This window comes from Micromonospora sp. NPDC005367 (assembly GCF_040606825.1).
Taxonomy (GTDB): Bacteria; Actinomycetota; Actinomycetes; order Mycobacteriales; family Micromonosporaceae; genus Micromonospora.
Genome location: NZ_JBEXFP010000019.1, coordinates 72,649 through 91,019, shown reverse-complemented (window position 1 = coordinate 91,019; position 18,371 = coordinate 72,649). Strand labels below are relative to the sequence as shown.

The window sequence follows — 18,371 nt, the reverse complement described above, 5'->3', positions numbered from 1 at the left end:
CCGTGCCGGGATCAGCGCGTCTGCTCCAACCACGAGGCGTAGAGCAGTCCGTAGGTCGACTCGGGGTCACGGACCAGCTCGTCGTGCGGGCCACGCTGCACGATCCGGCCCCGGTCGACCACGATCACCTCGTCCGCGGCCTGCGCGGTCGAGAGCCGGTGCGCGATGGCGAGCGTGGTCCGACCCCGGGTCACCGCGTCCAGGGTGCGTTGCAGGCGTACCTCGGTGGCCGGGTCGACGGCGCTGGTCGCCTCGTCGAGCACCAGCAGGTCCGGATCGGCCACGTAGGCGCGGGCCAGCGCCACCAGCTGCCGCTCCCCCACACTCAGCGCCTCGCCGCGCTCGCCGACCGGCGTGTCCAGCCCGGCGGGCAGCCCGTCCAGCCAGTCGCCCAGACCCAGTTCGGTGAAGGCCGCCGCGAGCTGCTCGTCGGAGAGCTCCGGACGGGCGAACCGGACGTTCTCCCCCACCGTCGCGTCGAAGAGGAACCCGTCCTGCGGCACCATCACCACCCGGGCCCGCAGCGAGGCGAACCGCACCTCGTTCAGCGGCACACCGGAGAGCAGCACCGCGCCGTCGGTAGGGTCCATCAGCCGGGTGAGCAGCTTGGCGAACGTCGTCTTGCCGCTGCCGGTCTCACCGACCACCGCCACCCGGCTCTTCGCCGGGATCTCCACGTCGATGTCGTGCAACACCCGCGCGCCGCCCGGGTACGCGAAGCCCACCTCGGCGAAGCGAATGTCCAGCGGACCGGACGGCAGTTCCCGCCCCTGCTCACCGGGGTCGGCCACGTCCGGCGAAACATCGAGGACGTTCAACACCCGCCGCCAGCCGGCGATGGCGTTCTGCGCCTCGTTGAGCACCTCGGTGGCAATCTGCACCGGCTGGATGAAGAGGGTGACCAGGAACAGGAACGCGGTCAACTGGCCGATGCTGAGCGTGCCCCCGACGCCGAGGACCACCCCGAGCGCCACCACGCCGGCCAGCGCCAGCCCGGCGGCCAACTCCCCTGCCGAGCTGCCCATGATGCTGATCCGGATGGCCCGCTGCTGCGCCTGCCGCTGGCCGTCGATCGCCTCGTCGAGACGACGCGCGGTACGTCCCGCGATGCCGTACGCACGGATCACCGGCGCGCCGACCACACTCTCCCCGATCGCGCCCAGCAACGCCCCGGTGCGCTGCCGGACGATGCCGTACGCGCTGCCGAGCCGGCGCTGCAACGACCGGATCACGAAGATCGCGGGCAGGAAGGCGGCGAAGACCATCAACGTCAGCTGCCAGGAGTACACCAGCATCACGATCGTGGTCACCACCAGCTGACCAAGGTTGACCAGCAGGATCACCCCGCCCCACTGGAGGAACTGGGTGATCTGGTCGACGTCGCTGGTGACCCGGGAGACCAGCGAGCCGCGTCGCTCGGACTGCTGGTGCAGCATCGACAGATCGTGCACGTGCCGGAACGCCCGGATCCGGACGTTCGCCAGCGCGGTCTCACTGACCGTGAACAGCCGGCGCATCATCAGGTAGCCGCAGAGCGTGGTCACCACCAGGATGGCGGCGGCGACGGCCACCACCGTCCAGACCACGTCCAGGTCGAGCCCGCCGACGATCCCGTTGTCGATGCCCTGCTGCACGGCGACCGGCACGGCGACGCGGCCGACCATGTAGACCAGGGCGAGGGCGAGCGTGCCGAGCAGCCCGGTACGCAGCTCCGGGGAGAGCGCCAGGCCGCGCCGCAGGGTCTGCCAGGTCGTCTCGATCGGCTCGGGCGCCTCCGCCTCCCGCTGCCCAGTGCTGCTCGCGCTCACCAAATCCGCCTTTCGTTCGCGACTGCGGGGCTCCGCTGCGCTGCACTCCTCGCGCTCACCGGATCCGCCTTTCGTTCGCGACTGCGGGGCTCCGCTGCGCTGCACTCCTCGCGCTCACCGGTCCACCTCGATCTCCAGGCCCGAGTGCAGCGGATCCGCATCGGGGTCGTACGGCTGCTCCTGGGCGCGTTCCACCTCGGCCTGCTCGTACGCGGTGACGAGGTCCGCGTAGCCGGGCACGGTGGCGAGCAGCTCGCTGTGGCCGCCCCGCGCCACCACGCGGCCCTGCTCGACGTAGATCACCTCATCGGCCAGCGCGATGGTCGCCCGCCGGTACGCCACCACGAGGATCGAGGCGGGCGCGCCCCCGGCCCGGTCGGCGGACCGCAACCCGGCCAGGATGGCGGCCTCCACCCGCGGGTCGACCGCGCTGGTGGCGTCGTCGAGCACGAGCAGCCGCGGCCGGCCCGCGAGGGCACGGGCCAGGGTGAGCCGCTGCCGCTGCCCACCGGAGAGCGAGGTGCCCCGCTCCCCGACCATGGTGTCCAGCCCGTCGGGCAGCGCGGCCACGAAGCCGTCCGCCTCCGCCAGCCGCAGCGCGGCCCACACGTCGTCGTCGCTGACGCCCGCCCGGTCCAACGCGATGTTGGCCCGGACGCTGTCGTCGAAGATGAACGGCACCTGGGCGACCAGTGCCGCGGTGCGGGCCAACGACGCGCCGGTCAGGTCGCGTACGTCCACCCCGTCCAGGGCGACCGTGCCGGAGCGCGGATCCACCAGCCGCACGGCCAGCGAGGCGATCGTCGACTTGCCGGCACCGGTCGGCCCGACCAGGGCCACGGTCTTTCCGGGCGGCACGGTGAAGGAGACCTCGCCGAGCACCTCGGCGCCGGGCAGATGCGCCTCAGCCGGCTCGTAGGCGAAGGACACGTCGCGGAAGGTGAGCGTGGCCGGCGCCGGGTCGGCCGGATCGAGTTCGCGGTCGCCGTACGGCATCTCGCCGGTCGCGTCGAGCACCCGGCGCAGCCGGTCCCAGCCGGCGACGCTGCGCGGCAGCTCGGCCAGCACCCACCCGATCGCCCGTACCGGAAAGGCCAGCACGGTGAAGAGGAACGCCACGCTGACCAGGTCGGCGACGCCGATCGCGCCCTGCCGGAGCCGGAACGTGCCGACCACCAGGACGGCGAGGGTGCCGAGGCTGGGCAGGGTCTCCAGCATCGGGTCGAAGACGCCGCGCAGCCGCCCCACCGAGATGAGCGAGTCCCGCAGCTCGCCGGCCCGGCCGGCGAAGCGGCTGGTCTCCTGCGCCTCCCGCCCCATCGTCTTCACCACGAGCGCGCCGTCGAAGCTCTCGTGCGCGATCCCGCTGACCTCGGCCCGCAGCCGCTGGGCGCGCGCCTGCCGGGGCGCCATCCGGCGGGAGTAGGTCACGTTTAGCACGAACAGCGCCGGGAACACGGCGAGCCCGACCAGGGCGAGCGCCCAGTCGGTGACGAAGAGCGAGGCGACCGCGCCGATCAGCATGACCAGCGTGCCCACTGCGAACGGCAGGGGCGCGATCGGGTACCAGGCGGCCTCGACGTCGGAGTTCGCGTTCGAGAGCAGCGTTCCGGTGGAGTTGCGGTGGTGCCAGGCCAACGGCAGCTCCAGGTAGCGGCGGGTGACCCGGCGGCGGTACGCGGCCTGAAGCCGGTACTGCATGTAGCCGGCGCCGAGCCGGCGTCCGAAGATGCCCACCACCCGCAGCACGCTGATCCCGAACAGTGCCACCGCGGCCAGCGCCAGGGTGCCCGCGGCGACCGAACCGCGTTCGATCGACGGTACGACCACGTCCCCGACCACCGCGCCGACCACGTACGCGCTGGCGATCACCATGGATCCGAAGAGCACGCTGCCGGCGACCGCGACCGTGAAGATCCGTGGCTGCTCCCGGATCGCCCGCCCGAGAACCGCCAATCCCCGACCGACCACGTCCCGACTTGTACTGCTCGCCACGTTCTCCCCCGCCGTGAGCCGCAATTATCTCCCCCATCCTTACCGGTCCGGGGGTGGCCCCGCCGTCCGCCCGGATATGTCGACGGTCACGTAGACGACCTCGCGCCGGACCGTGGCGGGTCCGGCACGATGCGCGACGCGCGGGCCGCCCTTCGCCGGCGTGCCGATCCGCCGGTGGCGAGCGTGCCGAGGGCCGCGCGGCGGCCTACCATCGGCTCATGCCCCGGTACGCCCGGGCCGAGCGCGACGCGCTGGCCGATCTCATGCTGACCCTGGGGCCCGACGCGCCCACCGTGAACGAGGGCTGGTCGACCCGCGACCTGGCCGCGCACCTGGTCGTGCGGGAACGTCGCCCGGACGCCGCCGGCGGCATCATGCTCCCGCCGCTGCGCGACCACGGTGAACGGGTCCGCCGACGTGTCGCCGCGCGCCCCTTCGCCGAACTGGTTGCCCAGGTGCGCAGGCCGCCGATCTGGAGCCCGGTCAGCAATCCGCTCACCGACGAGCTGGCCAACACGATGGAGTTCTTCATCCACCACGAGGACGTGCGGCGGGGCGGAGCGGACTGGTCGCCTCGGGACCTCTCCGCCGGGTTGCGGTCCGCGCTGTGGCGGCGGGCCGGCCCGCTGGCCCGGCTGGCGCTGCGCCGGTTTCCGGCGGACGTCTACGTGCAGGCGCCCGGTCACGGGCAACTCTCGGTCGGCCGGGGCGGCGAGCAGCTGCGGCTGGTCGCGGCGCCCGGCGAACTCACGCTGTTCCTTTCCGGACGGCAACGGGTGGCCCGGGTGCAGTTGGACGGCCCGAGGGAGCTGGTGCAGCGGCTTCGCGGCGCCAGCCTGGGGATATGACTCGCTGCACATAATCGGTCACTCACCGCCCGTCCCGCGATGTGCACCCAACGAACCGAACCGATCTCTGCTCCCGTACGCTTTCCCGCGTCGTTCGCTCCGCAACAGCGCGACTGGGGGCACACCATGCGGACCTTCGCGGTCTCGGCGCTGCGGGAACCCCCCTTCCCCGCACGGCGCCATGACACCACCGATCGGCTGGCGGGGGAGAGCACAGCCTGGGCGCTGAGCTTCGGGCTGATCGATTCCGGACACCGGATGAGCCGGCTGCGCCGAGCCGACGCGGCCGGGCTGGCCGGGCGGGCGGCCCCCGACGGGCCGGTCGACGAGGTCCGCCTGCTGACGGACCTGATCTCCTGGCTGTTCGTCATGGACGACGCCTGCGACGAGGACGGACTCGGCGCCGCACCCACCCGGCTCGCGCCGGTCGTGGCGGACCTGCTCGACGTGCTCGACCGGCACGGCGACGGGCCGGCGACGCCGGACGACGGCCCGCTCGGCAGCGCGCTGCACGACCTCTGCCGCCGGGTACGCGCCCACGGACGCTCGGCCCTGCTGCTGCGCTTCGTGAGCCGGGTACGGGACTACCTGCTCGCACTGCTGTGGGAAGCGAGCAACCGGGAACACGGGCGGGCCCCCGGGGTGGCCGAGTACGTGCAGATGCGCCGGCACACCGGCGGGGTGCACCCCAGCTTCGCGCTGACCGACCTCGCCCTGGCCGGCCTGCCGGGCGCCGCGACGAGAACCGAGCCGACGGTGCTCGCCGTCGACACACTCGCGGCGGACCTGGTCTGCTGGTGCAACGACGTCTTCTCCTACTCCAAGGAACGCACCGACCCGGACGGGCACAACCTGGTGACGGTGATCGCCCGAGAGTTCGGCCACGACGAGGCCGGGGCGCTACGGGCCGCGGCGGAACGGTTCAACGACACGCTGTCGGCATACCTGACCGCGGAGGCGAAGCTCCTCGCGGAGGGCGACCCGGCGGTCCACCCGGTGCTCGCCGCCCGGCGCAACTGGATCCGCGCCACCTACGACTGGTCGCTCGTCGCCGCCCGGTACGCCTGAACGGCCACTCCGGCTGCCCTCTCGGACGATCAACGGGGGTAGCCCCGGCCGGGGTGCCACGCATACCCTTCGGTAACCACCATGACGTGACGACCGTCACGCCACACCCCCGAAGGCGGCACAGCGATGGCTCTCGATGTACCGTACCGTTCCATCCCCGACATGTTCCTCAAGCGCGTGGCGGCGACCCCCGACCGCCAGGCCTTCGCCCATCCCGCGGCCGACGACTCCGGCCCCGTCTGGCTGACCTGGGCCCAGACGGGGCGGCGCGCCAAGGCGATCGCCGCCGGGCTGCACGGCCTCGGCGTGGGCTTGGAGAACCCGGTCGCGATCCTGGCCAACACCCGGATCGAGTGGGTCCTGGCGGACTTCGGGATCATGTGCGCCGGTGGTGCGACGACGACGGTCTATCCCACCACCGAGCCGGCGGACGCGATCTACATCGTCGCCGACTCGGGCTCGCGGGTGCTCTTCGCGGAAAATCCGGCGCAGGCCGCCAAGATCGCCGGCGCCGACCTGCCCGCGCTGACCCACGTGGTGCTCTTCGACGGCACGCCGGACCCGGCCGCCGCCGTCCCGCAGCTCACCCTCGCCGATCTGGAGGAGCGCGGCGAGCGAGCCCTCGCCGCGGAACCGGACCTGATCGACATGATCGTCGCCGGTATCGGCCCGGACCACCTGGCCACCCTCATCTACACCTCGGGCACCACCGGCCGCCCGAAGGGCGTCGAGCTGCTGCACGGCGGCTGGTGCTGGGAGGGCGTGGCGCAGGCCAATCTGGGGCTGCTGCGCGAGGACGACCTCCAGTACCTCTGGCTGCCGCTGTCGCACTCGTTCGGCAAGACCCTGCTCTGCGGCGCGACCCACGTCGGCCTGCCGACGTACGTGGACGGTCGGGTGGACAAGCTGGTCGACCTGCTCGGCGTGATCCGGCCGTCGCTCATGTGCGGCGCACCGCGCGTCTTCGAGAAGGTCTACAACAAGTCGGTGACCACGGCGCAGAGCGGCGGGGGCGCGAAGGCGAAGATCTTCGCCTGGGCGGTCGAGGTCGGCACGCGCAAGGTCGCCCTGGAGCAGGCCGGCAGCCCCGTTCCGGCCGGGCTGAAGTTGCGCTACCGGGTGGCCGAGAAGCTGGTGTTCAGCAAGCTCCAGGCCCGGCTCGGCGGGCAGATCCGGGTGCTGGTCTCCGGCGCCGCGCCGCTCAGCCCGGAGATCGCCACGTTCTTCGCCGCCGCCAACCTGCCGATCTCCGAGGGCTACGGTCTGACCGAGACCAGCGCCGGCAACTTCGTCAACCCGCCGGACGGGCTGCGCATCGGCACCGTCGGCCAGGCGATGGGCGACCTGGAGTGCCGGATCGACGCCGACGGGGAGATCCTGGTACGCGGCCGGCCGGTGATGCGCGGATACCACAACCTGCCCGAGGAGACCGCCGCGGCGTTCACCGAGGACGGCTTCTTCCGCACCGGGGACATCGGCACGCTGGACGCCCAGGGCTACCTGCGGATCACCGATCGGAAGAAGGACCTGGTCAAGACCTCCGGCGGCAAGTACATCGCCCCCTCCCACATCGAGGGCATGTTCAAGGCGATCTGCCCGTACACCTCGCAGGCGGTCGTGATCGGCCAGGCCCGCAACTACTGCACCATGCTGGTCACCCTCGACGCGGACGCGATCAAGGGTTGGGCGGCCGGCACCGAGCTGGCGGGACGCGACTACGCCGAGATCGTGGCCGCACCGCAGGCGCGGGCCATGGTCGAGGAGTACGTGGCCGAGCTCAACAGCAAGCTCAACCGCTGGGAGACCATCAAGAAGGTCACCATCCTGCCGCGTGACCTGACCATCCAGGACGGTGAGATCACCCCGTCGCTGAAGATCAAGCGTCGCGGTGTGGAGACGAACTTCGCCTCCGAGATCGACGAGATGTACGCGGGTACGCTCGCCGAGCTCTGACCCGATCGCCGACGGCCCTTCTTCCCGCACCCGCGGCCGGGGCCGGCGGCGGTTCAGGCGATGACCGTCGGCTCCCGCCACTGTGGACGGGCGGCGCGATCAAGGTCGTAGCGGACGGCGGCGATCCGGCCGACCGCGTCGACGAGCTCGGCCGCCGGCAGGGTGAACGGCAGCCGGAGGAAGCGCTCCAGCGTGCCGTCCAGGCCGAACCGGGGACCCGGGGCCAGCCGTACGCCGACCTCCTCCGCGGCCCGGGCCAGGGCGCTGGAGATCGGCCCGTCGAGCTCCGCCCAGAGCGTCACCCCACCGCGCGGCACGGTGACCCGCCAGTCCGGCAACCGCTCGGCGAGCGCGCCGAGCAGGGCGTCACGCTGGACGGTGAGCTGCGCCCGGCGTTCGGCGACGATCGCCGGCGCCTCAGCCAGCAGGCGCACCGCGACCAGCTGGTCCAGCACCGGGCTGGCCATGTCCACGCCGACGCGTGCCGCGGCCAGCCGCTGCACCTGCGGGGCGGAGGCGCGTACCCAGCCGATCCGCAGACCACCCCAGTACGGCTTGCTCATCCCGCCGATCGAGATCACCCGGGAGTGCCGGTCGAAGGTAGCCACCGGAGGCGGCAGCGGCGTGCCGTCCAGCGGCAGGCTCACGAAGGACTCGTCGACCACCAGGTCGGTGCCGGCGGCGTGGGCGGCGGCCACCACCCGCTCCCGCAGGCCGGCCGCCATCAGGTGGCCGGTCGGGTTCTGGAACTCCGGGATGAGGTACGCCAGCTTCGGCCGGCCCTGGCGGATGCTGCCGAGCAGCAGGTCCGCGTCCCAGCCGGCGCCGTCGGAGGCGAGCCCGTGGGTGGCGATCCGGGCCCGGCGGGCGGCGAGGGTGGCCAGCGCGTTCGGGTAGGTGGGCGACTCGACCAGCACGCCGGCACCGGGCGAGACGGCGAGCCGCAGCACCAGGTCGAGGGCGTGCTGGGTGCCGCTGGTGACCATGATCTGGTCGGGTGAGGTCGGCAGGCCCCGGTCGGTGTAGCCGCGGGCGACCGCCTCGCGCAGCTCGATGATTCCCGTCGGGTGGTACCCGGCCCCACCCAGGTAGCGGGGCAGGTCCTCGGCGGCGGCCCGGGCGGCCGGCACCAGCTCCGCCGGCGCGGCCAGCGCGGCGACCCCGAGGTCGATCATGTCGACGTCGTCCTGCGGCGTCCACAGCCCGGAGCTGGTGACCCGGTGGTTGCCGGGAAGCATGGTCCAGCTGCCCGCTCCCCGCCGGCTGGCCAGGTGCCCGCTCTCCCGCAACTGCCGGTACGCGGCGGTGACGGTGGTCCGGCTGATCTTCAGCGCCTCGGCCAGCTCCCGTTCGGCGGGCAGGCGTACGCCCAGCGGCAGCCGGCCGTCGGCGAGCAGTCCGCGGACCGCCCCGGCGAGCGCGGCGTAGTCGGGGCTGCGGCGACGGCCGGGTAGCGAATGCCACTGCCCGAGCAGCCGGGCCAATTGGACTCCCCGAACCTGACTCGTCATGGCCACCTCCCCCAGATTGGCTCTATTGCTCGACGAATTGGCCCCTAGGGTGGCATGCATGGCAGCGATTGGCAATTTGCGGCACCGGCCGGTCCGCCGACTGACCCAGCTCTTCCTGGGCCTGGCCCTGTACGGGATCAGCATGGCGCTGATGATCCGCTCCGGGCTGGGCCTCAACCCCTGGGACGTGTTCCATCAGGGGCTGTCCGAGCGCACCGGGCTCTCCTTCGGCACCACGACCATCGCCGTCGGCGCGGTCGTCCTGCTGCTCTGGATCCCCCTGCGGCAACGCCCCGGCCTCGGCACCGTCAGCAACGTGGTGGTCATCGGGCTGGTCGTGGACGCGGCGCTCGCGCTGCTGCCGACGGGCGGGCCACTCTGGATCCGAATTGGACTGCTGAGCACCGGGATCGTGGCCAACGGCGCGGCCACCGGCCTGTACCTCGGCGCCCGCCTCGGCCCTGGCCCGCGCGACGGTCTGATGACCGGCTACGTGGCCCGCCGGCCGAACCGCTCCATCCGGCTGGTGCGTACGGTGATCGAGATCACGGTCCTGGCCCTGGGGTTCCTGCTCGGCGGCACGGTCGGCCTCGGCACGGTGGCGTACGCGCTCGCCATCGGGCCGCTCGCCCAGCTCTTCGTACCGATGTTCGCCGTTGCGCAGCCCGGTGACGCGGGCACCGGGCGGGTGGTCGCACAACCGGCGGGGTGACCGCCGCCGCCGGTCGACCACCTGCCGGCAGCGGCGCGTTCACCGGCGGTATGTGCCGACGACGATCAAGTGTTTCCTTCCGCGATCCGGACCGGCATCATCTCAGCATGGGGGCGAACGGATGGCGCTGGAGCGACGCCTGGATCTTCGTGTCGTTGGTCATCGCGAGCGGCGCCGGGCGGCACCGCCGGTCCGCGTCCAGCCGGCGCCCCGAGGGCGTACGCCTGGCCGACGTGCTCTCCACCGCCGACCATCTGAACCGGGCGATCCCACAACGGGGCGAGGTCGAGACGGCGGTGCGCCGGCTGCTGGGGGCCGGTCTGGTCAGCGTCAGCGACGGCTGGTTCCGGATCACCGCCGACGGTGAACGGCTCTGGCGCAGCCGGCCCAGCGCCGGCGTGGCGACCACTGTGGACACCGTGCAGGGGGTGCTGGACCGGCGGCACACCCCGGGCTGCGCCGACTGGACGCTGGACGAGGCCGAGCACGCGGCAGCCGTGCAGGAGTACCTGGTGCGTTCGATCCCGAACCCGCGCCGCTCGCCGGAGGGGCACCCGGACCGCGACTGAGTGCTCGGCCGGGCCGTCCCGGGCGGAAGGTCAGCGGACTGGCAGGCCGTCTCGGCGCAGCGCGTCCTTCACGTCGGCGACGGTCAGCTCACCGAAGTGGAAGACGCTCGCGGCGAGCACCGCGTCCGCGCCGGCGCCGATCGCCGGCGGGAAGTGCGCCGGCTGCCCGGCGCCACCGCTCGCCACCACCGGCACGTCCACCACGTGCCGGACCGCCCTGATCAGCTCCAGGTCGAACCCGGCCTTGGTGCCGTCGGCGTCCATCGAGTTGACCAGCAGCTCCCCGGCGCCCAGCTCGGCGGCCCGGCGAGCCCAGTCGACCGCGTCGATGCCGGTGCCCCGGCGCCCGCCGTGCGTGGTCACCTCGAACCCGCTGGCGGTGGCACCGCCCGGCGCGCGGCGTACGTCCAGTGAGAGAACCAGCACCTGCCGGCCGAACCGGTCGGCGATCTCGGCGATCAGCTCCGGCCGGGCGATCGCCGCGGTGTTCACGCCGACCTTGTCCGCACCGGCGCGCAACAGGGTGTCCACGTCGGCGACGCTTCGTACGCCGCCGCCGACGGTGAGCGGGATGAAGACGGATTCGGCGGTGCGCCGCACCACGTCGAGCATGGTGCCGCGGTCGCTGCTCGACGCGGTGACGTCGAGGAAGGTCAGCTCGTCCGCGCCGGCCCGGTCGTACGCCGAGGCCAGCTCGACCGGGTCGCCGGCGTCGCGCAGGTCGACGAAGTTGACGCCCTTGACCACCCGCCCGGCGTCCACGTCCAGGCAGGGGATGACCCGTACCGCCACCGTCATGCCGCCGAGCCTATCCTTCCGCGCCGGGCCGGCCACCCGCCGACCGTGTCGCGGATGCCCCAGCGCTGTGAACCCCACCACCGGCCGTGCCGGGACGGGCCCCTTCGCCACCGGAAACGGCGCGAAGGGGCCCTCTCCTCACAGGCGGACCAGCATCTTGCCGAGGTTCTCCCCGCGCAGCAGGCCGAGGAACGCCGACGGGGCGTTCTCGACGCCGTCCACGACCGTCTCGTCGTACGACACGCGCCCCTCGCGCAGCCAGCCGGCCATCTCATGGATGAACTGGTCGCGCAGGCCCTGATGGTCGCCGGCCAGGAAGCCGCGCAGCGTGAGGCGCTTGCCGATCACCTGCGCCAGGTTGCGTGGCGCGGCCGGCGGCACCGTGTCGTTGTACTGGGCGATCATGCCGCAGAGCGCCACTCGCCCGTGTGGCCGCAGCGCCGAGATCGCGGCCTCCAGGTGGTCGCCGCCCACGTTGTCGAAGTAGACGTCGATCCCCTCCGGCGCGGCCGCCTGCAACGATTCCCGGACCGGGCGGTCGTGGTAGTCGAACGCCGCGTCGAAGCCGAGCGCGGCCAGCCGCTCGACCTTGGCGGGCGAGCCGGCGCTGCCGACGACCCGGGCGGCGCCCCGGAGCTTGGCGATCTGCCCGACCAGGCTGCCCACCGCGCCGGCCGCGGCGGAGACGAAGACGGTCTCCCCCGGCCGCATCCCGGCCACCTCCAGCAGCCCGGCGTACGCCGTCAGCCCCACCATGCCGAGCACGCCGAGGTAGGCGCTCACCGGCGCCAGGTCCGGGTCGACCTTCCGGGCGGAGCGCGCGTCGACCAACGCGTACTCGCGCCAGCCGAGCCCGTGCAGCACGGTGTCGCCGGGGGCGAAGCCGTCGGCCTCGCCGGCCACCACCTCGCCGACCGCGCCGCCGTCCAGGGGCGCGTCGAGCGCGTACGGCGGCACGTACGACTTCACGTCGTTCATCCGGCCGCGCATGTACGGGTCGACGGACATGTACCGGTTGCGGACCAGGAGTTGCCCCGGCCCGGCCTTCGGCACCTCGGTCTCGACCAGCCGGAAGTTCTCCGCCGTCGGCCAGCCCTGCGGGCGGGACGCCAGATGGATCTCCCGGTTCACCGTCGCGGTCACGCCGCGGCCCGGAGCCGGAGCGCGACCTCGACGTTGCCGCGGGTGGCGTTGGAGTAGGGGCAGACCTGGTGCGCCTGGGCCATCAGCTCCTCGGCAGCCGCCCGCTCGACGGCGGGCAGGTCGACGACGAGCGCGACGGTCAGTCCGTAGCCGCCGGCACCGTTCGGGCCGATGCCCACCTCCGCCTCGACGGCGGAGTCGGTCACGTCCAACTTCGTCCCACGGGCCACGGCCCGCAGCGCGGAGTGGAAGCAGGCCGCGTAGCCGGCGGCGAAGAGCTGCTCGGGATTGGCGCCGCCGCCGGCGCCGCCCATCTCCTTGGGGGGCACGAGGTCGAGGTCGAGGATGCCGTCGGCGGTCCGGACGTGTCCGCTGCGGCCGTCACCGGTGGAGGTGGCGGACGCGGTGTAGAGCACCTGCATGAGGGGTCACTGCTCCTTCTGTCGGTGGACGGTCTCGGTGACCCGGCTGAGGGTGTCGCGGAGGGCGACCAGTTCGGCCTCGGTGAGCCCGGTGGCCCGGGCGATCCGGTGCGGCACGTCCTCCACCCGCTGTCGCAGCGCCCGGCCGGCGTCGGTCAGCTCCACCTCGACCCGCCGCTCGTCGCGCGTCGACCGCCGCCGGACCACCAGGCCCGCCTCCTCCAGCCGCTTGAGCAGCGGGGAGAGGGTGCCGGAGTCCAGCCGCAGCTCGGCGCCGAGGTCGGAGACGGTGCGGGGGTCGCCGTCGTGCTCCCACAGCACCAGCAGTACCAGGTACTGCGGGTAGGTCAGCCCGACGGCGTCGAGGATGGGCCGGTAGACGTCGGTCACGGCCCGCGAGGCCGCGTAGAGCGCGAAGCACACCTGGCGGCGCAACACCGGGTCATCGGTCACCCCAGAAAAGTAGCGCGCAACTAAATTGTGCGCAACCTTTCTGCTCGGTCGGCCGCCACCGACCTGCTCCGGCCAAGACGCGGCGGGGGTGGAACACACCGCTCGACCTGTCCCCCCGGTTCAGATCCGGCCGGCCACCGTGCGCGCGATCCCCTCCAGCGGCTCGCGGTTCTCCTCCGGGTCGTTGAGCCGGACCAGCCGCACCGCCACCCACAGCCCCGAACGGTTGACGAAGGCCGCCTCGAGGCTCACGTACGTCTCGTCGCCGACGCCGGCCAGCGGTCGCAGCTCGTGGCCGAGTTCCCGCTCGATGTCGAGGTACTTCTTCGCGCCGTCCCCGACGAAGACCTCCACCTGGGCCGTCGGCCCGCTGACCGGGGCCGTGTAGGTGCACGACTCGCGCACCGGCACGGCGTCGTCCAGCTTGGTGCCGGCGAGTTCCTCCGCCTCCTTCTTGGTCACCAGGGTGCACGCGTCGACGGTGGCCGGCGCCTGCGTGGTGGGCGAGGGCTCGTCACTGCTGGGCGGCACCTCGGGCAGTGGCGCCTCGACCGGCGCCGGTGGCACGTCGTCCCCGCCGGAACCGCAGCCGGCCACCGGGCCGACCAGCAGAGGCAGCAGGGCGGCCAGCAGCAGGGCGGCCATCCGGGGGTGGAGCTGTCTCATCAGGACCTCCAAGACGGTTCGGACGAAGGCGGGACATCAGCGGGCCGGCCGGTCACGACGGGTCACCCGGCGCTGCCGTTTCCTCCGGCGCGACGATCCACTCGGCCACGCCCAGCCGGTCCACCCGCCACCCGGCGGCGGCGGCCACCTCGGCCACCGTCTCGGCGTCGGGCCCCTCCACCAAGGCGAGCACCACGTCGTCGGCCGGGATCCGCACGGCGCCCCGAAGTCTGGTCGTGCCGGTGGTCAGCGCACCGACCGGCTCGTCGGCGGACTCTCCCGGAACGCGGTCGTAGCGCTCGAGGACGAAGAGGCGACTGGACATGGCCTCGACGCTAGGCCCGCGGACGGGCCGGGTAATCGGGCGTTTCCCTATCCTTCGACGGCCACCCCGCGGCAACGCCCGCCGACCGGGGCGAGCCGCCCGCCGCGTCGCCGCGCTCCGACGGCCCCGGCCACGCCGTTCACCCGTCGGCGCCGGTACCGCGGGCCATCGTGGCGCCCAGCTCGGCGCGGCTGGTCACGCCGAGCTTCCGGTAGATCCGGGCCAGGTTGGCCTCGACCGTCTTCGGGCTGATGAAGAGCGTCTCGGCGATGACCCGGTTGGTCCGGCCTGCGGCCGCGAGGCGGGCCACCTCCAACTCGGTGCCGGTGAGCTGCCGCGGCGCGACCCGCCCGCCGGTGCGTTCCGCCTCGGCACGCGCCCGGGCGGCCAACGCCTCCGCGCCGAGCGCGTCGAGCTCGGCCGCGGCTTCGGTCAGCGCGCCGCGTGCCTCCCGCCGCCGCCGCAGCCGCCGGTACGCGACGCCGGCCACCAGCAGGCAGCGAGCGCGGTCCAGCGGGAGCACGTCGGCGGGTACGGCCGCGCGGGCGGCGGCCAGCTCCCCCAGCGCGTCGGACGGGTCACGCCCGAGCGCACCGTCGAGCAGCACCCGGCTGCGGGCCAACCCCAGGGTGGTCCACGGCCGGGGCAGCCGCCGGTGCCGTACCGCCAGCCGCTCGAGGACCGCCTCGGCGGTGGCCAGGTCACCGGCGCCGACACAGGCCTCCAGCCAGTCCGGTTCGAAACGCTGGGCCAACGGCTCGACCAGCCCCAACTCGTCCACGGTGGCCGCCAGCACTCCGAAGTGCCGGGCGGCCTCCGGCAGCCGCCCCCCGGTCAGCGCCGCGTAGCCGGCCAGCTGGGAGTGGATCCGGAGCCGCCACCGGTCGTCCAACTCGTCGGCGCGACCCAACCCCTCCACGGCGATCCGGGTGGCCTCCGCCAGCCGTCCCCGGTACGCCAGCAGCAGACCCTCCAGCCACTCCACCCCCGCCGAGTCGGCACCGTACTGCTCGCCCAGTTCCCGGGCCTCGGCGATGTGGGCGGCGGCGTCCCCCCAGCGGCCGGCGAGCAGCTCGGTCTCGCCGAGGTGACACAGCAGCTCGTGCTGGGACGGCTCGTCGCCGCGCCCGACCGCGCGGTTCAGCAACCGGTGCAGCCGTTCCCGGGCCCGGTCGTGCTCGTCCAGCCCCTTCCACCAGATCGCCGGCACCGTCCCGGCCAGCCAGGACGGCTCCTCGCCCTCCGCCGCCAACGCCTGCTCCAGTAGCTCCGTCCGCGCGGTGAGACCGGCCCGTACCTCGTTGAAGAACAGGAGCATCAACGCCGCGGCGTACACCGGGCGGTCGTCGGGGCTACCCGCGAGCAGCACGGCGGCGTGTTCCGCGTGCCGCCGAGCCGGGTCCGGCGCGTCCTCGAACATGCCGAGGTGTGCGTGGACACGCCCGGCCAGCGTCGTGTCGGGCGGGGCGGCGGCCAGCGCGCGTTCGGCGATCGCCATGATCTTCTCGGACGATTCGTCCGCGCTCCAGCCGATCACGGCCCGCAGCAGCAGCGCCTCACCCCGCGCCGGCCCGGTCAGCTCCTCGACCGCCTGTTCGGCCGCGACGCGGGCGGCGGCGTAGTCGCCACTGTCGTACCTGCACTGCGCAGCGGCCAGTCGCCACCGGGCGTGCTCCGCGACGGTCTCCGGCGGGCCGAGACGCGCTGCCGTGTCGTACAACCCCGCGGCGATCTCCGGGGCGCCCCGGGCCTGCTGGCGGGCGGCGGCTGCCGCGATCTCCGCCGCCGCCTCCGGCGCCGGCGCGCTCGTGCACCGGGCCAGTTGCCGGGCCCGCTCGTCCGGGTCCCGCGCGGTGTCGGCGAGCAGCCGGTGCAGGCGCCGACGCACCCCAGTGGGCACGTCGGCACGGACCGCCGCGGCGTAGACCGGGTGCGCGAAACCCACCGCCTCCCCGGCCACGACCACCAGCCCCGCCTCCTCCGCGGGATCGAGATCGGCGGCGGCCACCCCGGCCCGGGCCAGCCCGTCCAGAGTCGGTACGTCGGAGAGCGCGGCGAGGCGGATCGCGTGCCGGGCCGGCGGCGGCAGGGCGGCCAGCCGGTCGGCGATCAGGTGCCGCAGCGACGGCGCGGCCGGAAGGTCCGCACCCGGGGCCGGCTGCTGTGGCAGCCGCAGCACCGCGCGGGCCAGCTCGATGGCGAGCAGCGGATTGCCGCCGGACTCCTCGGCGATGCGGACCAGCAGCGGCCGGGGCAGGGCGGTGCCGGTCGCCGCGCGCAGCACGTGGTGCAGTGCGCCCACGCCGAGCGGGCCGACGGTGACCCGGTCCAGCAACGCGCCGGTGGCGCCGTGGTCGAGGCCGAGCGGCGCCGGCGTGGCCTGCGGTCGATCTGATCGTGCCGTCACCAGCACGGCGATCCGCGGCACCACGCGGCGCAACGCGAAGCGCAGCGCCCGTTCGCTCGGCGGATCCAGCCACGGCGCGTCGTCCACCGCGACCAGCACGCGGGGCCGTTCCGGCCCGGCGGCGGCCACCTCGAGCAACGCCCGGGTCGCCGCGGCCACCGCCCGCTCGTCCACCGGCTCAGTCACCTCGCCGGAGAGCAGCACCCCGGCCAGGGCCGTGCGTTGCGGTGGCGGCAACTCCGCGGCGCGGTCGGCCAGGGGCGCGAGCACGTCGGCCAGCGCGGCGAAGGGCAGCGCCCGCTCGGCCTCGGTCGGCGCGCAGCACAACAGCAGCCAGCCGTCCCCGGCGGCGGCGTCGAGCAGCGACCGGTGCACCGCCGTCTTGCCGATGCCGGCCGGCCCCTCCAGGAGCACCGGCCGGCCGCCGTCCAGGGACCGCCGGGCCTCGCCCAGCACCCCGTCCCGGCCGATGACCACCCCGCCCACCCGGTCAGTCTCGCAGCCGGTGGGCGGGCCGGTCGAGCACCGTACAGCGGGTCGGACGCTGTCGTCCGGACGCCGTGCCCGCACCGGTCGTCGGCTGGGCCCGGCGCAACCGCTACAGGGTCACCCGACCCGACAGGCTCTCAGGCGGTGGCCAGCGTCTCGAGCGCCTGCGCCACGGTGAACGCCCCCGCGTAGAGCGCCTTGCCGGCGATCACACCTTCCACCCCGATCGGCTCGAGCACCGCCAGCGCGCGCAGATCGTCCAGCGTGGAGACACCCCCGGAGGCGATCACCGGCGCGTCGGTCCGGCCGCAGACCTCCCGCAGCAGCTCCAGGTTCGGCCCGCGCATCGTGCCGTCCTTGGTGATGTCGGTGACCACGTACCGCGCGGCACCTGCCTTGTCGAGCCGCTCCAGCACCTCGAAGAGGTCGCCGCCGTCACGGGTCCAGCCGCGGGCGGAGAGCGTACGACCACGAACGTCCAGCCCGATCGCGACCCGGTCGCCGTACTCGCCGACGATCCGGTCGCACCAGGCCGGATCCTCCAGCGCGGCGGTGCCGATGTTGACCCGGGCCGCTCCGGTGCCCAGCGCGGCGAGCAGAGACTCGTCGTCGCGGATGCCGCCGGAGAGCTCGACCTTGACGTCGAGCTGGCGGACCACCTCGGCGAGCAGGTGGGCGTTGGACCCGCGGCCGAACGCGGCGTCGAGGTCGACCAGGTGGATCCACTCCGCACCGTCACGTTGCCAGGCCAGCGCCGCCTCCAGCGGGTCGCCGTAGCTGGTCTCGCTGCCGGCGGCGCCCTGCACGAGGCGGACGGCCCGACCGTCGGCGACGTCCACGGCGGGCAAGAGGGTGAGGCTCAACGTCTTCTCCTAGCGTCAGGTACGACGGTCCAGGGCGATCACCACGATCGCCGGCAATACGAGCAGCAGCAGCACGACCAGCGCGATGCGCAACGCCAGGTCGTCCACGAGGGACCAGATCAGGATCAGCGACGCCAGGGTGAGCAGCACGATCCCGGCGCGCTCGGTACGGCTGTGCCGCGCCAGGCGGCCGGCGCTGCGCCGACGCAACTGCGGCGTGAGCCGGCGCACCAGCATCCGCCGACGCTCCCGGCGGGCCACCCGACGCCGGCGGACGGCGCGTTCCCGGGCCAGCTCGGCCTCGCGCACCGCCCGCCGGCGGGCACGTTCCTTGCTCACGC

17 protein-coding genes are annotated in these 18,371 nt (G+C 73.7%); 5 read left to right on the top strand and 12 right to left on the bottom strand.

The window, feature by feature from the left end:
• Positions 1–11: 11 nt before the first annotated feature.
• Positions 12–1,808, bottom strand: a complete 1,797-nt coding sequence (locus ABZS42_RS16080) for an ABC transporter ATP-binding protein (RefSeq protein ID WP_355145840.1) — start codon at positions 1,806–1,808, stop codon at positions 12–14.
• A 114-nt stretch (positions 1,809–1,922) separates the two neighbouring features.
• On the bottom strand, positions 1,923–3,803 hold the full coding sequence (locus tag ABZS42_RS16075; RefSeq protein WP_355145838.1) for an ABC transporter ATP-binding protein: 1,881 nt from the start codon (positions 3,801–3,803) through the stop codon (positions 1,923–1,925).
• A gap of 218 nt (positions 3,804–4,021) precedes the next feature.
• Here ABZS42_RS16075 and ABZS42_RS16070 point away from each other — a divergent pair, with 218 nt between their 5' ends.
• The 3 genes from ABZS42_RS16070 to ABZS42_RS16060 all read left to right on the top strand — a co-directional run bounded on the left by ABZS42_RS16070 (position 4,022) and on the right by ABZS42_RS16060 (position 7,672).
• Complete coding sequence (locus ABZS42_RS16070; RefSeq protein ID WP_355145836.1) at positions 4,022–4,651, top strand: TIGR03085 family metal-binding protein; 630 nt, start codon at positions 4,022–4,024, stop codon at positions 4,649–4,651.
• Between the two features lie 126 nt (positions 4,652–4,777).
• Positions 4,778–5,719 (top strand): terpene synthase, encoded by a 942-nt coding sequence (locus tag ABZS42_RS16065; RefSeq protein ID WP_355145834.1) that lies wholly within the window; start codon positions 4,778–4,780, stop codon positions 5,717–5,719.
• Between the two features lie 126 nt (positions 5,720–5,845).
• Positions 5,846–7,672: a long-chain fatty acid--CoA ligase gene (locus tag ABZS42_RS16060; protein WP_355145832.1), complete on the top strand. Its 1,827-nt coding sequence runs from the start codon at positions 5,846–5,848 to the stop codon at positions 7,670–7,672.
• A 53-nt stretch (positions 7,673–7,725) separates the two neighbouring features.
• Here the strand turns inward: ABZS42_RS16060 and ABZS42_RS16055 are convergent, their stop codons facing one another.
• A complete protein-coding gene (locus ABZS42_RS16055; protein WP_355145830.1) occupies positions 7,726–9,183 on the bottom strand; it encodes a PLP-dependent aminotransferase family protein in 1,458 nt (485 codons plus the stop codon).
• 58 nt (positions 9,184–9,241) lie between these two features.
• Between ABZS42_RS16055 and ABZS42_RS16050 the strand changes: the two genes are divergently transcribed.
• Positions 9,242–9,895 carry a hypothetical protein gene (locus ABZS42_RS16050; protein ID WP_355145828.1) on the top strand — a complete coding sequence of 218 codons (654 nt, stop codon included), beginning with the start codon at positions 9,242–9,244 and terminating at the stop codon, positions 9,893–9,895.
• A 107-nt stretch (positions 9,896–10,002) separates the two neighbouring features.
• Complete coding sequence (locus tag ABZS42_RS16045) at positions 10,003–10,464, top strand: hypothetical protein (protein ID WP_355145826.1); 462 nt, start codon at positions 10,003–10,005, stop codon at positions 10,462–10,464.
• 30 nt (positions 10,465–10,494) lie between these two features.
• Here ABZS42_RS16045 and hisF read toward each other — a convergent pair whose 3' ends face one another.
• From hisF to ABZS42_RS16000, 9 genes are all read right to left on the bottom strand, one after another.
• Positions 10,495–11,262 carry an imidazole glycerol phosphate synthase subunit HisF gene (gene hisF / locus ABZS42_RS16040; RefSeq protein WP_355145824.1) on the bottom strand — a complete coding sequence of 256 codons (768 nt, stop codon included), beginning with the start codon at positions 11,260–11,262 and terminating at the stop codon, positions 10,495–10,497.
• 138 nt (positions 11,263–11,400) lie between these two features.
• Positions 11,401–12,405, bottom strand: a complete 1,005-nt coding sequence (locus tag ABZS42_RS16035; protein ID WP_355145822.1) for an NADP-dependent oxidoreductase — start codon at positions 12,403–12,405, stop codon at positions 11,401–11,403.
• Positions 12,402–12,827, bottom strand: coding sequence for an organic hydroperoxide resistance protein (locus tag ABZS42_RS16030; RefSeq protein WP_355145820.1), 426 nt, complete (start codon positions 12,825–12,827; stop codon positions 12,402–12,404). Before ABZS42_RS16030 ends, ABZS42_RS16035 begins: the two co-directional genes overlap by 4 nt.
• A gap of 6 nt (positions 12,828–12,833) precedes the next feature.
• The gene (locus tag ABZS42_RS16025; RefSeq protein WP_355145818.1) at positions 12,834–13,280 is read right to left on the bottom strand and encodes a MarR family transcriptional regulator; all 447 of its coding nucleotides are present in this window, start codon (positions 13,278–13,280) and stop codon (positions 12,834–12,836) included.
• 120 nt (positions 13,281–13,400) lie between these two features.
• Positions 13,401–13,946: a hypothetical protein gene (locus ABZS42_RS16020; RefSeq protein WP_355145816.1), complete on the bottom strand. Its 546-nt coding sequence runs from the start codon at positions 13,944–13,946 to the stop codon at positions 13,401–13,403.
• 52 nt (positions 13,947–13,998) lie between these two features.
• Positions 13,999–14,271: a hypothetical protein gene (locus ABZS42_RS16015; protein WP_355145814.1), complete on the bottom strand. Its 273-nt coding sequence runs from the start codon at positions 14,269–14,271 to the stop codon at positions 13,999–14,001.
• A gap of 139 nt (positions 14,272–14,410) precedes the next feature.
• Positions 14,411–17,164 carry a LuxR C-terminal-related transcriptional regulator gene (locus ABZS42_RS16010; protein ID WP_355145812.1) on the bottom strand — a complete coding sequence of 918 codons (2,754 nt, stop codon included), beginning with the start codon at positions 17,162–17,164 and terminating at the stop codon, positions 14,411–14,413.
• A gap of 140 nt (positions 17,165–17,304) precedes the next feature.
• Entirely contained in the window at positions 17,305–18,030 is a 726-nt protein-coding gene (gene priA / locus ABZS42_RS16005; protein ID WP_355145810.1) for a bifunctional 1-(5-phosphoribosyl)-5-((5-phosphoribosylamino)methylideneamino)imidazole-4-carboxamide isomerase/phosphoribosylanthranilate isomerase PriA, read from the bottom strand.
• A 15-nt stretch (positions 18,031–18,045) separates the two neighbouring features.
• Positions 18,046–18,369, bottom strand: a complete 324-nt coding sequence (locus tag ABZS42_RS16000; RefSeq protein ID WP_355145808.1) for a hypothetical protein — start codon at positions 18,367–18,369, stop codon at positions 18,046–18,048.
• Between the last annotated feature and the right edge of the window lie 2 nt (positions 18,370–18,371).

Excerpts from the sequence above, each read along its gene's own strand:
- ABZS42_RS16065 (WP_355145834.1), top strand. The coding sequence starts at position 4,778 with ATGCGGACCTTCGCGGTCTCGGCGCTGCGGGAACCCCCCTTCCCCGCA.
- ABZS42_RS16020 (WP_355145816.1), bottom strand. The coding sequence starts at position 13,946 with ATGAGACAGCTCCACCCCCGGATGGCCGCCCTGCTGCTGGCCGCCCTG.
- ABZS42_RS16055 (WP_355145830.1), bottom strand. The coding sequence starts at position 9,183 with ATGACGAGTCAGGTTCGGGGAGTCCAATTGGCCCGGCTGCTCGGGCAG.
- ABZS42_RS16070 (WP_355145836.1), top strand. The coding sequence starts at position 4,022 with ATGCCCCGGTACGCCCGGGCCGAGCGCGACGCGCTGGCCGATCTCATG.
- ABZS42_RS16030 (WP_355145820.1), bottom strand. The coding sequence starts at position 12,827 with ATGCAGGTGCTCTACACCGCGTCCGCCACCTCCACCGGTGACGGCCGC.
- ABZS42_RS16060 (WP_355145832.1), top strand. The coding sequence starts at position 5,846 with ATGGCTCTCGATGTACCGTACCGTTCCATCCCCGACATGTTCCTCAAG.
- ABZS42_RS16050 (WP_355145828.1), top strand. The coding sequence starts at position 9,242 with ATGGCAGCGATTGGCAATTTGCGGCACCGGCCGGTCCGCCGACTGACC.
- ABZS42_RS16045 (WP_355145826.1), top strand. The coding sequence starts at position 10,003 with ATGGGGGCGAACGGATGGCGCTGGAGCGACGCCTGGATCTTCGTGTCG.
- ABZS42_RS16015 (WP_355145814.1), bottom strand. The coding sequence starts at position 14,271 with ATGTCCAGTCGCCTCTTCGTCCTCGAGCGCTACGACCGCGTTCCGGGA.
- hisF (WP_355145824.1), bottom strand. The coding sequence starts at position 11,262 with ATGACGGTGGCGGTACGGGTCATCCCCTGCCTGGACGTGGACGCCGGG.